Source organism: Streptomyces sp. NP-1717 (genome assembly GCF_022695985.1).
Taxonomy (GTDB): domain Bacteria; phylum Actinomycetota; class Actinomycetes; order Streptomycetales; family Streptomycetaceae; genus Streptomyces.
Map to the genome: position 1 here is coordinate 18866 of NZ_JAAPBF010000018.1, position 11731 is coordinate 30596.

14 protein-coding genes are annotated in these 11731 nt (G+C 71.0%); 8 read left to right on the plus strand and 6 right to left on the minus strand.

Annotated elements, in window-relative coordinates:
* Positions 1–2 precede the first annotated feature (2 nt).
* From GXP76_RS06230 to GXP76_RS06250, 5 genes are all read right to left on the minus strand, one after another.
* Positions 3–1085, minus strand: coding sequence for a zinc-binding dehydrogenase (locus GXP76_RS06230; protein WP_242570407.1), 1083 nt, complete (start codon positions 1083–1085; stop codon positions 3–5).
* Positions 1086–1128: 43 nt separating this feature from the next.
* Complete coding sequence (locus tag GXP76_RS06235; RefSeq protein ID WP_242570408.1) at positions 1129–2148, minus strand: ABC transporter permease; 1020 nt, start codon at positions 2146–2148, stop codon at positions 1129–1131.
* A gap of 11 nt (positions 2149–2159) precedes the next feature.
* Positions 2160–3695, minus strand: coding sequence for a sugar ABC transporter ATP-binding protein (locus GXP76_RS06240; RefSeq protein ID WP_242570409.1), 1536 nt, complete (start codon positions 3693–3695; stop codon positions 2160–2162).
* 79 nt (positions 3696–3774) lie between these two features.
* A complete protein-coding gene (locus tag GXP76_RS06245) occupies positions 3775–4773 on the minus strand; it encodes a substrate-binding domain-containing protein (RefSeq protein ID WP_242570410.1) in 999 nt (332 codons plus the stop codon).
* A gap of 326 nt (positions 4774–5099) precedes the next feature.
* Positions 5100–5441 (minus strand): DUF5713 family protein, encoded by a 342-nt coding sequence (locus GXP76_RS06250; protein WP_242570411.1) that lies wholly within the window; start codon positions 5439–5441, stop codon positions 5100–5102.
* Between the two features lie 127 nt (positions 5442–5568).
* Here GXP76_RS06250 and GXP76_RS06255 point away from each other — a divergent pair, with 127 nt between their 5' ends.
* Both GXP76_RS06255 and GXP76_RS06260 read left to right on the plus strand, forming a co-directional pair.
* Positions 5569–5739 (plus strand): hypothetical protein, encoded by a 171-nt coding sequence (locus GXP76_RS06255; RefSeq protein WP_242570412.1) that lies wholly within the window; start codon positions 5569–5571, stop codon positions 5737–5739.
* A 699-nt stretch (positions 5740–6438) separates the two neighbouring features.
* Positions 6439–6861, plus strand: a complete 423-nt coding sequence (locus tag GXP76_RS06260; RefSeq protein ID WP_242570413.1) for an adenylyltransferase/cytidyltransferase family protein — start codon at positions 6439–6441, stop codon at positions 6859–6861.
* Between the two features lie 297 nt (positions 6862–7158).
* Here the strand turns inward: GXP76_RS06260 and GXP76_RS06265 are convergent, their stop codons facing one another.
* Positions 7159–7554: a hypothetical protein gene (locus GXP76_RS06265; RefSeq protein ID WP_242570414.1), complete on the minus strand. Its 396-nt coding sequence runs from the start codon at positions 7552–7554 to the stop codon at positions 7159–7161.
* 209 nt (positions 7555–7763) lie between these two features.
* Between GXP76_RS06265 and GXP76_RS06270 the strand changes: the two genes are divergently transcribed.
* The 6 genes from GXP76_RS06270 to GXP76_RS06295 all read left to right on the plus strand — a co-directional run bounded on the left by GXP76_RS06270 (position 7764) and on the right by GXP76_RS06295 (position 11293).
* Complete coding sequence (locus tag GXP76_RS06270; protein WP_242570415.1) at positions 7764–8465, plus strand: hypothetical protein; 702 nt, start codon at positions 7764–7766, stop codon at positions 8463–8465.
* A 7-nt stretch (positions 8466–8472) separates the two neighbouring features.
* Positions 8473–9108: a MauE/DoxX family redox-associated membrane protein gene (locus tag GXP76_RS06275; protein ID WP_242570416.1), complete on the plus strand. Its 636-nt coding sequence runs from the start codon at positions 8473–8475 to the stop codon at positions 9106–9108.
* Positions 9084–9614 carry a hypothetical protein gene (locus GXP76_RS06280; RefSeq protein ID WP_242570417.1) on the plus strand — a complete coding sequence of 177 codons (531 nt, stop codon included), beginning with the start codon at positions 9084–9086 and terminating at the stop codon, positions 9612–9614. Before GXP76_RS06275 ends, GXP76_RS06280 begins: the two co-directional genes overlap by 25 nt.
* Positions 9611–10528 (plus strand): peptidoglycan-binding protein, encoded by a 918-nt coding sequence (locus tag GXP76_RS06285; protein WP_242570418.1) that lies wholly within the window; start codon positions 9611–9613, stop codon positions 10526–10528. Before GXP76_RS06280 ends, GXP76_RS06285 begins: the two co-directional genes overlap by 4 nt.
* The gene (locus tag GXP76_RS06290; RefSeq protein WP_242570419.1) at positions 10529–10717 is read left to right on the plus strand and encodes a hypothetical protein; all 189 of its coding nucleotides are present in this window, start codon (positions 10529–10531) and stop codon (positions 10715–10717) included.
* A gap of 81 nt (positions 10718–10798) precedes the next feature.
* Entirely contained in the window at positions 10799–11293 is a 495-nt protein-coding gene (locus tag GXP76_RS06295) for a hypothetical protein (protein ID WP_242570446.1), read from the plus strand.
* Positions 11294–11731: the final 438 nt, after the last annotated feature.

Here is an 11731-nt window from a genome sequence, read left to right on the forward strand (position 1 = left end):
GGTCAGCCGTCCAGGCCGGGTTCGAGCACCACTTTGCCGCGTGCCGCGCCCGCGGCGAGCGCGAACGCCTCGTCCGCCCGCGACAGCCCGAAGCGGTCGCTGACGATCCGCTCCGGCCGCAGGCCCCAGCGCACCAGGTTGCGCGCGAGTTCCGCCATGACCGGGACCGAGGTGACCCACGAGGCGTGCAACGTGACCTGCTTGTGCAGCAGGGCGTCGGAGACCTCCGTCTCCAGCGCCCCGCCCTCGCCGACGAGTGAGATCCGCCCCCATTCGGCGATGTGCGCAATGGCGGTGGAACGGCCGGCGCGGCTGCCCGAGCAGTCGATCGCGGTGGACGCCCCGCGCCCGCCGGTGAGCGCGGCGACGGCGTCGGCCGCTTCCTCGGGCGCCACCGTGGCGTCGAAGACGTCCAGTCCCTCCGCCCAGCTCCGGCGCTCGGGCGAGACCTCGACACCGATGACCCGCCGTGCCCCGCGCCCCCGGCCGGTCATGGCCGCGGCCAGCCCCACCGGGCCGAGGCCGACGACGAGCAGGTCGTCGTCACCGCTCACTCCCGTCCGGCGGATGCCCTCGTAGGCCGTACCGAAGCCGCAGGCCACGAGCGCGCCGTCGACGAAGCTCAGCTCGTCCGGCAGCGGCACCAGGGTGTGCTCGTCGGCGAGGAGGTAGTCGGCCGCGCCGCCGTCGCGCTGCCAGCCATAGGCGGCGCGCCCGGGATCCGCGCAGCTGATCTGGTAGCCGCGGGCGCAGTTGTCGCAGAGTCCGCACCCGGCGATGTGGTAGACCACCACCCGGTCGCCCGGCCGGTGACGCCGCACACCCGGGCCCGTCGCCACGACGGTGCCGCTGGGCTCGTGGCCGGCGACCACGCCCCGGTACGCGGGACCGTCCACCCCGCGGTGGGTCTTGTGCTCGCGGTAGATGTAGCCGATGTCGCTGCCGCAGATTCCGGCCGCGCCCACGCGCAGCAGCACCTGTCCCGGGCCGGGCACCGGCACCGGCATCTCCCGCACCTCGGCGGTGCTGTTCCCCGGCAGGTACACGCCGCGCATGGTGGCGGGCGGGGTGGTGGTCTCACTCATGGTGTTTCCTTCGTGCGGGTCGGGCGGGGGTCGTGGCGGGCAGTCAGGTCGCCCGCGTCGCCAGGCCCTTGCGGGAGATGACGACGTTGATGAGCACGGCCCCGACGATGATCACGCCGCGTACGACGTCCTGGAGGAAGGAGTTGACCCCCAGCAGGACCAGACCGTTGGCGATGACGGAGATGAAGACGACGCCCAGCATCGTCCCCACCAGGCTGCCCCGGCCGCCGGCCAGCGCGGTGCCGCCGATGACGACGGCGGCGATGACGTCGAACTCCAGGCCGGCGGCCGCGCCGCCGTTGCCCGAGCCCAGGCGGGCCGCCATCAGGATGCCCGTGAGCGCGGCGAGGAGCCCCGTGGTGGCGAACAGGATGACGCGCACCCGGCTGATCGGGATACCGGCCAGTCGCGCGGCCGGCGCGTTGCCGCCCACGGCGTAGACGGAGCGCCCGTAGGCGGTCCGCCGGGCGATGTACCAGAACGCCAGGAACAGCAGCACCAGCACGACCGCCGGGGTCGGGATGCCGATGATCTTGCCGCCCAGCGCGTCCATGAATCCGCCGCCCGGGGTGGCGACCGGGAGCGCGTTCGTGGTGTACAGCGCGAGACCGCCCAGCGCGCTCCACAGGCCGAGCGTCGCGATGAAGGACGGCACCCCGAAGCGGGCACGCAGCCAGCCTGCCGCCGATCCCCACAGCGCCCCGGCCACCAGGGTGAGCAGCAGCGCGACGGGCAGTCCCAGGCCCCATTCGGTGGCGCCCTTGGCGAACAGCACCGAGGCGAAGGCCACCGCTGGACCGATGCTGATGTCGATCTCCCCGGCGATGATCACCAGCGTGACACCGAGCGCGGGGATGCCGACCATGGCGGCGTCCCGCAGGATGCCGAGCTGGTTGTCGGAGCTGAGGAACCCGCCCGCGGTGACGCCGAGCGCGATGTACAGCACCACGACCGCGGCCAGCAGCCCGAGTTCGTTGAGGTGGCGGGTCCGGCGGACGCGGGCGGCGCCGGCGGTCGGTGACGGGGGGCCGGACGGCTTGCCGGCCACGAGGGTCGAGGACATGGTTGTCTGCCTCACACTTCCACCGCCATGGTGGCGGCCATGATGTCGTCGAGAGTGATGTCGGGTGCGAGGAACTCGCGGGTGAAACGGCCGTTCTGCAGGGTCAGGACCCGGTCGCAGACGAGCGGCAGCTCCTCCAGTTCGCCGGAGACGAAGACGACGGCGGCGCCCTCGTCGGCCAGGGCCCGGATCAGGCCGTAGATCTGCTGCTTGGCCTCGACGTCCACACCGCGGGTGGGTTCGTCCAGGAGCAGCACCCGGCTGCGGGCGTGCAGCCAGCGGCCGATGACGGCCTTCTGCTGGTTGCCGCCGCTGAGGTTGACGATGGGGGTGTCCAGGCCCGGGGTCTTCACCGCGAGCCGCCGCACCAGGTCCTCGCCGGCCTCACCGGCCCGGCGGGGCGAGAGGCCGGTCCGGCCGCTGATCCCGGCGAACCAGGACATCGTCATGTTCTCGCCGACGCCCAGCAGCGGGACGATGCCCTCGCCCTTGCGGTCCTCGGGCGTCATGCCGACGCCGAGTCGCTTCATCGCCGCCGCCGTGGGGCGGGCGACCGGCCGGCCCTCGAAGGTGATCGTGCGCTCGGCCGCGGTCTCGAAGCCGGCGACGGAGCGCAGCAGTTCACTGCGTCCCGCCCCCAGGAGCCCGCCGATGCCCAGCACTTCCCCGGCGTACAGGTCGAACGTGACGTCCTCCAGCTTCGGCGGCAGCGTCAGCCCCCGGACGGACAGCAGCGGGGTGCCGGTGCGGTCCACCGCGCGCGGCGCGAACGGTTCCCGCTCACGCGCGGCCGGGCCGAGCATGAGTGCGACGATCTGCGCGGTCGTCGCCTCCCGTACGTCCACGGTGTCCACCACGCTGCCGTCCCGGACGACGGTGACGCTGCGCGCCACCTGCCGGATCTCGTCCAGCCGGTGGCTCACGTAGATCACCGCGACGCCGGACGCGGAGATCCGGCCGACCGCGTCCAGGACGGTGCGCACCTCGCCCGCGGCCAGCGCACTGGTCGGCTCGTCCAGGATCAGCAGCCGCGGCCGGCGGCGTACGGCCCGGGCGATCTCGACGAGCTGCTGCTCGGCCAGCGAAAGGGAGCCGACCGTGGCCTCCGGGGTGACGCGCACGTCCAGTTCGGCCAGCACCTCGGCGGCCTCGCGGCGCATCCGGGGGAAGTCCACCCCGGACGCGCCGCGGCGGGGCCACTGCCCGAGGAACAGGTTCTCGGCGACCGTCATCTCGGGGACCAGGCTCAGCTCCTGGTGCACCGTGGCCGCGCCCAGTTCGGCCGCCCGGCGCACCCCGCCCTCGCCGAGGACCTCCCCGCCGATGCGGACCTCGCCGCTGTCGGGGACCTCGACGCCGGAGAGCATCCGGATGAGCGTGGACTTGCCCGCTCCGTTGCGTCCGAGGAGGGCGCGGACCTCGCCCTGTTCGATCCGGAAATCTACGTCCACCAGGGCGCGGACGCCCGGGTACTGCTTGTTCAGGCCGCTCGCCTCGGCGGCCGGCACGAGGCCGGTCTCACCGGGCTGCGGTGGGGAGGTCGTCATGCTCGCTCCACGGGAACCGGAGGGACGGGAAGGGGGACGGAAGGTGCGGTGCCGGCGGCGGCCGGTGCCGCGACATCCGTCACGGCAGGCCGTCCGGGTGGGCGCGCAGCCATTCGCGGGCCTGCTCGGGGGTGGAATAGAGCTTCACCGGGGCGGGGACGACGGGGTCGTCGAGCTTCTCGCCGCCGATGACCCTGGCGGTGGTGCGCGCCGCCAACTCGCCGACCTCGACACCGGAGATGTCCACGTCGGCCTTCAGCACCTCGTGATTGGCCAGCTCCCGGGCCAGGTCGGTGGTCATGTCGCTGCCGAAGACCACCGTCCGGCCGGCGAAGCCGCGCTGGCGGACGGCGCGCACCGCGCCCATCGTGGCGCCGCCGGACTCGCCGTAGAAGGCGTCGACCCGGGGCTGGGCGCTCAGGATACGGTCCGCGACCTCGACGGCCTGGTCGATCGTGGTGCCCTGCTGATTGGTGACGATCTTCGCCTTGGGCAGTTCCGCGAACAGCGCCTTCTCGAAGCCGACCCGGCGCTGGATGCACACCTCGACCGTCTCGCAGTTGAGCACGGCGATCCGGGGATCGTCGATACCCTCTGCCCGGAAGTACTTCGCCGCTTCCGCGCCGGCCAGCTCACCGAACTTGACCGGGTCGCCCAGGACCCACGCGCTGACGTACTTCTTCGTCGCCTCGTCGGTCAGGCAGGTGTTGTAGCAGACAACCTTGACACCGCTCTCGTGGGCCAGGCGCACGGCCGGGATCGACGCGGTGGTGGAGACCGGCGACAGCACCAGGGCCTCCACCCCGGCGGCGCTCACGGCGTCCACGAAGGTGCTCTCCTTGGAGGCGTCGCCCTGGGCGTTGAGCTCCAGCAGCTGGACCCCGTCGCCGAGGCGGCCGGCCGAATCCTGCATGCCCTTGCGGACGCCGGCGTAGTAGCCCTGGGCGTCCATGTAGACCAGCCCGACCCGGCCGCCGTCCCCGGCCCGCGGCACGCACCCGGCCAGCGCGACCATCGTCAGCGCAAGGCCGAGGCATAGGGCGAACGCGGTGCGATGCCGCTTCCTGCCGTCCCTCATGACACCACTCCGAATCACATACAAAAGCTGCGTACGACCGCAATCGGTGCGGATCGCCGCGGCTGCGTGCTCCGAGTATGGGAGGCTCACCCGAGTAAGGTCAAGATTAATTGCTAATTAATGATTTGATCGACGCCGGTGCCAGCGCCCCTGGTACGCGTGCCGCCTCCGGTCCGGGTCCGGCGCCCACGCCGGGTTCGTTGCCGCACGTGAATGACCGACTTCCCCGGGCCGTGGTGATCTGACGAACGACCGGTGGGCGCGGCTTGAGCCGTTGCTGGCGGCATACGGTGGCAGACGCGGACCGGGTGCGGTCCGGTCGTCGCTCACCAGTCCCGTGTGGCGATCAGTTCCTCCACATCCGCGTCCGTGAACCCGTATGCCGACGCGACAAACCAGAAATCCTCAGCGATCACCTCGCGAGCAACCGTCTCGATCTCACTCCCGGCTGCCTCGAACTCCGCCTCCAGGCGGTTGAACTCCTCCGTCGCGGCCTGGGCCAGCGCGTACATGGTCTCCAGATCCGACGGATGCTCGGCCTCTATCCGCTCGCACAGCCGCAACAGGATCGCCCTGCCCCGGTCTACGACGTGATCGGGGAAGTACGAGTCCGCATACATCTGCCGCAGAAACGCGTGCCCTGCTACCTGCTGGTTCGTGATCGACACGGCGCTTCCCCATCCCTGGAAGTACTGACGCGCCGATCATGTACGACACCACTGACAACGACGCCCACGTACGCCGGGCCGCTTGTGACCAGCACTACCAGAACACGCCCTGGATGCCGTCAAGGCGATGCCGAAGGCGGACCGGCTGGACAGCAAGACCTACGTGGCGGACCACCACCGGGCCGTCGCCGCCTCTCAGGACCAGCTCGCCGAGCAGCGCAAGGAGCGCCCGGCCGCCGCCGCTGCGAAGAAGGCCGCGGCCGCCAAGAGGTGCGGCTCGTTGCAAGCCGTCGGCTGAATCCGGCCCGCACCCGCGCACGGCCCCCTGCCTGCCCACAGATGCGGCGCCGGTCGCGTTGCTGGTGTCGGTACCGACACCGAAAGTCTCCGTCCGGGTGGACAAAGGCCCCCCGCACAGGGCCAAACACCTCGTCACCAGATCGGGCATTCCGCCGCCGCGTCTGCGGCACATGCCGACGTCAACCGCACCCATCCGGGACCGGCAGAGAGATGACGTCCCGAGCGCGGTCGCGGGCGGTCGTCTCGACTCCTGCCCGGCCGCGCGGTACGGGTCAGTCTGATTGCGGGGAACAGGTCTCTCGACAGGGGACACCGCGTACGTGGTTCTGCCGTTCCGTCGCCGACAACCCTCCACCGGCACGTCGGCATACTGCCCCAGCAGCTCCGGCGACGCTGATGTCATACGACTGAAAGGCCACATGGGCCCCGGAGGCGTAGAGCGTTCCCCCGTCCCGGCTGAATGCGAGCGACCGGATGGAGTCTCCCGGTGGGGGGGAGGCGGGTTCCGACGGGTTGGTTGGTGGAGGTGTCCCAGACCTGAAGGGCGCCTTGGTCGCTCGCGACCGCGAGCATGCCGTCATCGGATGAGAGTCGTGACGTGCGGCCTGGTCCGGAGACAGCCTGCGGATGATGGTTGACGGCTCGGGGCGGTTCGCCCAGTCTTGGTCGGCTTGAGACCGTCGAGAGGGCAACAGGCATGGCTGAGCGCGGGACCGTCTACGTCGACATGGTCGGGGACCTGTTCCACCCGGGACACGTCGCACTGCTCAGGGCCGCGCGGGACTTCGGGGAACGGCTGATCGTCGGGGTGCTCTCGGACGAGGTCGTGGCCAGGTACAAGCGCAGGCCAATCATGACCCTGGCGGAGCGGGTTGCGGTGATCGAGGCGTGTCGATACGTCGATGTGGTGCTTGCGGACGCGCCCTACCGTGTCACGAACGAGTTCCTGGACCGGCACGGCATCGACGTGGTTGTGCACGGTGACGACCTCACGGCGGACGCGGTCGAGGAAGTATTCGGTCCGGTGGCCGATGCGGGGAAGCTGCGGCTTGTGCGGTACACGGCCGGCGTCTCCACGACCGACCTGATCCAACGGTGTCGCGCGGCGGACGCTTCATGAGGGGGCACGGTGACTCCGTGAGCTGTTGACGCGGACGGAATCTGGCCTTCTCGAGTCGCCTCCAGCAGATGAGGCCACAGCCCAACAAGACGAAGGCATCGGGAAGTTCGAGACGTCGGTCCCATCGGGTGGCAAGGCGTTTGAACTGGTGGAGCGAGGCGAAGGTCTGCTCGGCTCGGCGAGCCGCACCGGCGAACCGCGCGTACGTCAACTCGCCCAGCAACTCGCGGCATGGGAACAGCATTCGAGCTGCTCGTGGGTGAAGTACACAAGTGTCCCTCGTTAGTGGAAGGTGCCCTACGACCCCGAAGAGGCATCCCGTTCGGCCAGGAACTTGTCGAACTGCTCGAAGAGCACCGTGAGGACCTGCGCTTCCTCCTCCGGCGTGAGCTCCCAGCTGCCCTCCCGGCCCGGCAGGGCGACCTGGCGGATCTGGGCTTCCCAGACGAGGTTGCCGCTGACCTGGAAGTTCTCCATCAGCCATTCGCGCCAGCCGTCCAGGCCCGGCCCGCCGTGCCGTTGGGCCGCCTGGTCGTAGCCCACCATGAACGCCGTCACACCGGTGAGGGACGTGCGGCCGATGAACATACCGGTCCGCTTCGCGAATTGGGCGAAGTACTCGCGCTCGCTCATGTCGATCAGGTTCGTCATCTTCGAATCCTGCTGCCCCGACTCGCCTTTGTCGACGAGCATCTGGCAGGCGGGACCTTCTGGCCGTGTACGGCCGCGTACTCCGGCCGCATGGTGCGGGTGGAGGCACGGGACCAGCGCCGACGCTTTCATCCCGCCGGGTGAGGGCGCCCTGGTCGGACCGGGAGTGATTGACAGGGGCATGACTATTGTCTAGGTTGCCCTGCGGCCGCGGTGTCGCACGGACCCCCGCCCTCCCCGGGAGGATGCACATGGTCACATCGTTCGTCGCTCATCGCGCCCTCGACGGCGGGACGTACCACCTGGAAGGCGACCTCGACCTCGGGCTGCCCTGTACCTCGGCCGTCGAGGTGGTGGTCGGTGGCCGGCTGGTGGAGTTCACCGCAGGGCCGGCCTCTTTGGGGGACGACGTAGCCGCTTCCCTGGGCCTCGCCTCACCCGAGTCCGAGCTCACCTTCCAGAAGGGCACGCTGCGCGTCTTCCAGTCGGTCGAGCGCGAGCCGCGTTCCGGGATCGTGGAGCGGCCGTCGCTCGTCGTGTGGCGCGGTCGGCACCACGCGCTCGTGACCCGGCTCTACGGCCTGGGCGTGGCCGAGGTGCTCGGGCTGCTCCGGTCGGTGCGTATCGCGGAGACGGAGCACGGGCTCACCCTCCAGCCGGACCGGTCGGCCAAAAGCGCCTTCGCGCGGCCCGCGACGGTGATCAAGGAGGTGTCGGGGCTCGGGCTGCTGGAGCTGTCCCGGCGGACGAAGGAGCACACCGCCCAGCTTCCTCCCTGGAAGGGGGTGAGGGTCGCGTCGGGTGAGCTGTTCCGCGACACGCTCTCCAACGGCAGTCCGTTCTTCGTGCTCTCCTCCACCGAGATCTGGGCCACGCTCGTACCGCTGACGTCGACTCACGTCGAGCGGGTGCCCGAGCTCGTCGGGCGGCTCACGCTGCGGCACACCGGGTGAGCCGGCGGTGACCAGCTTCTACGGCGGGCTGACCGCCTCGATCGTCGTGCTGAGCCTGTTCATCGGTGTGGTTTCGCACGCCGCCCGTCCGGCTGCCCTGGACGAGGCGCTGCGGGCGCACGGTGTCCTGGGCCCGCGGCTGCGCCGGTTCGCCGCCGCCGTCGTGCCCTTCGCGGAGGGCGCCTTGGGAGTGGGCGGCGCGGCCGCGCTGCTGACGGGTCACCAGCGGGGGCTGCAGGCCGTACTCGCCCTGGGGATCGCCCTGTTCGGGCTGTACGCCGGCTACACGCGGCACGTTCTCGCCCTGGGCCGCGGCGGGCCGTGCGGGTGTTCACACCAGGATGTGCCCCTGAGCCGCTGGGTGACCCGGCGGGCCGTGGCCCTCGCGGGGCTCGCACTGGCCGGCGCGGCCCTGGCGAAGGCCGGGCCCGTACAGCTCTCCACGGCGGAGCTCGTCACCCTGCTGCTCGCGGCTCCTGCCTGCACCGTGCTGCTGTGGTCCCTGCCCGCCGCCATGCATGAGCCAGCCCCGGCATCCGTTCCCCGGCCGGCCAGGGCCGCCGTTCACCAGCCGACCGAGACAACCGCGCACCGGAGTGCCGAAGGAGTGTCGACGCGATGGACTTCACCACCAGCGCTCTGATCGCCTCGTGGGCGGCGATCGCGCTGCTCGCGCTGGTCGTCTCGGGGTTGATCAGGCAGGTGCACCAGCTGTCACGAACGCAGCAGCACCACCCCGGGCGGGTCGGCATCGCACCAGGCGCGTCGGCGCCCGGGCTCGATCCGGCCGCGCTCGACGGCCTCCTGACACCGGGACGCGCCGCGCTGCTGCTCTTCCTCGACGCCGACTGCCGCACCTGCGGACAGGTGCTGACGGAGGCCCGGGCCTGGACGGTCCGCCAGGACACCGGTGCCCCGCAGGTGCTCGGGTTCTACGCGGGCGCCGGACCACAGGCCGAGGAAGGCGCCTTCCCGGTGAGAGATCACCGTCCGGAGCTGTTCACCGCCTACGACATCCCCGCCACCCCCTACGCGGTGGCCATCGATCCGGAAGGCCGGATCGCCCGTTCGGAGCCGCTCGGTTCACCCACCGCGCTGTTGCGGTTGCTCGACGACATCCACCCCGCAACGCCGAGGAGCCTGCCGTGACTTCACTGGACGATGTGCCCACGCTGCGCCACTCCGGGAGCGGTGGCCGCGGACCCCGGACCAGGCGCGGGGCTCTGCCGTCCTTCGCGCCGTCCAGGCGCACCGTGCTGCAGGCGGCGACCGCCGCGGGCTTCGCCGTTCTCGGGGTGTTCACCGCCGCCCGGCAGGCGTACGCCGACGGCTACGACATCTGGACGGGTGCGTGCCCGAGTTACGCCACGGACCACAACTGCTCCCCGGGCTGCGGGCCCAGCACCATCTACGCCGACGCGTGCGTGACATCGGGGGCGAACACCGGCTTCCACCGGACGGACGGTGTCACCTGGATACTGCGGCCCAACCAGTGCTACGCCGGAACCTACGACGGCTGGCTGTGGCGCTACAGCGCGGCCTGCGGCAATTGCGGCTGCGGTATCGAGCGGCGCTGCCACGACGGGTACCGCGACACCGGCTCGGGCTGGGTGAAGTCCATCTGCCGCTGGACCACCGACTGCGACTGCCCCGGATCCATCAGCTGGCCGACCCTCGGCCGCGGCGCCACCGGGCCCGACGTCCACACCGTGCAGCACCTGCTGACCCACCACGGCCATCCGACGACCGCCGACGGCATATTCGGGGCGGACACCGAGGCGGGGGTCGACGCGTTCCAGGCGGCGAACGGACTCAGCCCCACGGGCACCGTCAGCCCGGCCACCTGGCCGCTCCTGGTCGTCACCGTGCGCCAAGGAGACGTGAACGATGCCGTACGCGGCGCGCAGAGGCAGCTCAACAAGCACGGCTCCGTACTGACGGTCGACGGCAACTTCGGTTCGCTCACACGGCAGTCCGTCGTCTCGTTCCAGTCCCTGCACGGCCTGACCGCCGACGGTGTGGTCGGTCAGAAGACCTGGCTCACGCTGACCGGGACGGTGTAGATGAGCGAGTCCGGCCGTCCCGCGGCCCGGCCGGGCGGCGTCCGTGCCGTACGGGCGCTGCTCACCGATCCCGCCCTGCCGCTCGCGGTCCTGGGCATCGCGGCGGTCGCCGCCGCCCTCTACTCCCCCATGCTGACCTGGGCGATCACCGGCGGTCTGGCCGGCTACTCGCTCTCCGGCTCCGTTTGAACGCGCAACAGCGCGTTCGCGCTGGCCTCGCCAGGTTGGCGAGCAACGTACAGACAGACGCTGGTCCTCGGCGTGTTCACCATGGGCCTGCTGGCCGGCGGGGTGCTGTCGGCCGGAGTGCTGTGGCTCCTGTCCGGTCTCTTCACACCGCTGCCTGCCGGAGTGCGGCAAGGGCTGATCGTGGCCGTCGCGCTGCTCGCCGCGCTGCGTGACGCGGGCAAGCTGTCGCTTCGGCTGCCGCAGAACGCCCGGCAGATACCGCAGGACGTACTGCGCCGTCATCTGGCGCGCGGCGCCCTGCAGTTCGGCTTCGAGCTCGGTACGGGCGTGCGTACCTATGTCTCGGCGAGTGCGCCGTACGCGCTGGCGGTCGCGGTGCTGTTGTCCGGCGGCTCGTGGGTGCCCGCGCTGGCGGCGGGGCTCGGCTTCGGAGCGGGCCGGGCGCTCACCCCGGCTCTGCGCAGACTCTCCGGCGACGGGGGGCGCTGGGACGGCCTGCTCGCGCGGCGGCTGACCGGCATGACCGTTCTGTGCTCCGTGCTGATCGCCGCTGCCGCCTGTGCGCTCTTCTCCTAAGGGCTGTCCCGTAATCCCCGGTGGATCAGCGCGCGGCGTCGGATGCGGTGCATCGCAACACGGAGGATCGCTCTCGTACGGGACGTACTTGAGCGACTGAAGACAACGCGGCGGGGGCGCGTGCCAGGCGTCGGGAGCCAGACGGGATTTGGCGGACACGGCCCGGCGCCATCGTCCGATGCCGTGACTTGGCGCAACGGCTGTGGCCTGCGGGCCAGTTGTGTCGGAGGTCTGGTCCTGTGGCAGATGGTGGCGATGTGGACACGCGGCGGTCATGGACGTCAAACTCGCCTCGGCCCGTACGCGGGGACGCGGGAAGGACTCATCACGGGGGTGCGATGCCGAGGCGTTCAAGCCGACTTGATGGCTTTTGTCATGACCATGGCGCTCCTCTCGTGGTGTGCCGCCCCCCATGGACGACGCGGACCAGCCGCTCCT

Bases quoted from the DNA above. Each gene is read 5' to 3' on its own strand.
- GXP76_RS06230 (WP_242570407.1), bottom strand. From the start codon at position 1,085: ATGAGTGAGACCACCACCCCGCCCGCCACCATGCGCGGCGTGTACCTG.
- GXP76_RS06235 (WP_242570408.1), bottom strand. From the start codon at position 2,148: ATGTCCTCGACCCTCGTGGCCGGCAAGCCGTCCGGCCCCCCGTCACCG.
- GXP76_RS06240 (WP_242570409.1), bottom strand. From the start codon at position 3,695: ATGACGACCTCCCCACCGCAGCCCGGTGAGACCGGCCTCGTGCCGGCC.
- GXP76_RS06245 (WP_242570410.1), bottom strand. From the start codon at position 4,773: ATGAGGGACGGCAGGAAGCGGCATCGCACCGCGTTCGCCCTATGCCTC.
- GXP76_RS06255 (WP_242570412.1), top strand. From the start codon at position 5,569: ATGCCGAAGGCGGACCGGCTGGACAGCAAGACCTACGTGGCGGACCAC.
- GXP76_RS06260 (WP_242570413.1), top strand. From the start codon at position 6,439: ATGGCTGAGCGCGGGACCGTCTACGTCGACATGGTCGGGGACCTGTTC.
- GXP76_RS06265 (WP_242570414.1), bottom strand. From the start codon at position 7,554: ATGCTCGTCGACAAAGGCGAGTCGGGGCAGCAGGATTCGAAGATGACG.
- GXP76_RS06270 (WP_242570415.1), top strand. From the start codon at position 7,764: ATGGTCACATCGTTCGTCGCTCATCGCGCCCTCGACGGCGGGACGTAC.
- GXP76_RS06280 (WP_242570417.1), top strand. From the start codon at position 9,084: ATGGACTTCACCACCAGCGCTCTGATCGCCTCGTGGGCGGCGATCGCG.
- GXP76_RS06290 (WP_242570419.1), top strand. From the start codon at position 10,529: ATGAGCGAGTCCGGCCGTCCCGCGGCCCGGCCGGGCGGCGTCCGTGCC.
- GXP76_RS06295 (WP_242570446.1), top strand. From the start codon at position 10,799: ATGGGCCTGCTGGCCGGCGGGGTGCTGTCGGCCGGAGTGCTGTGGCTC.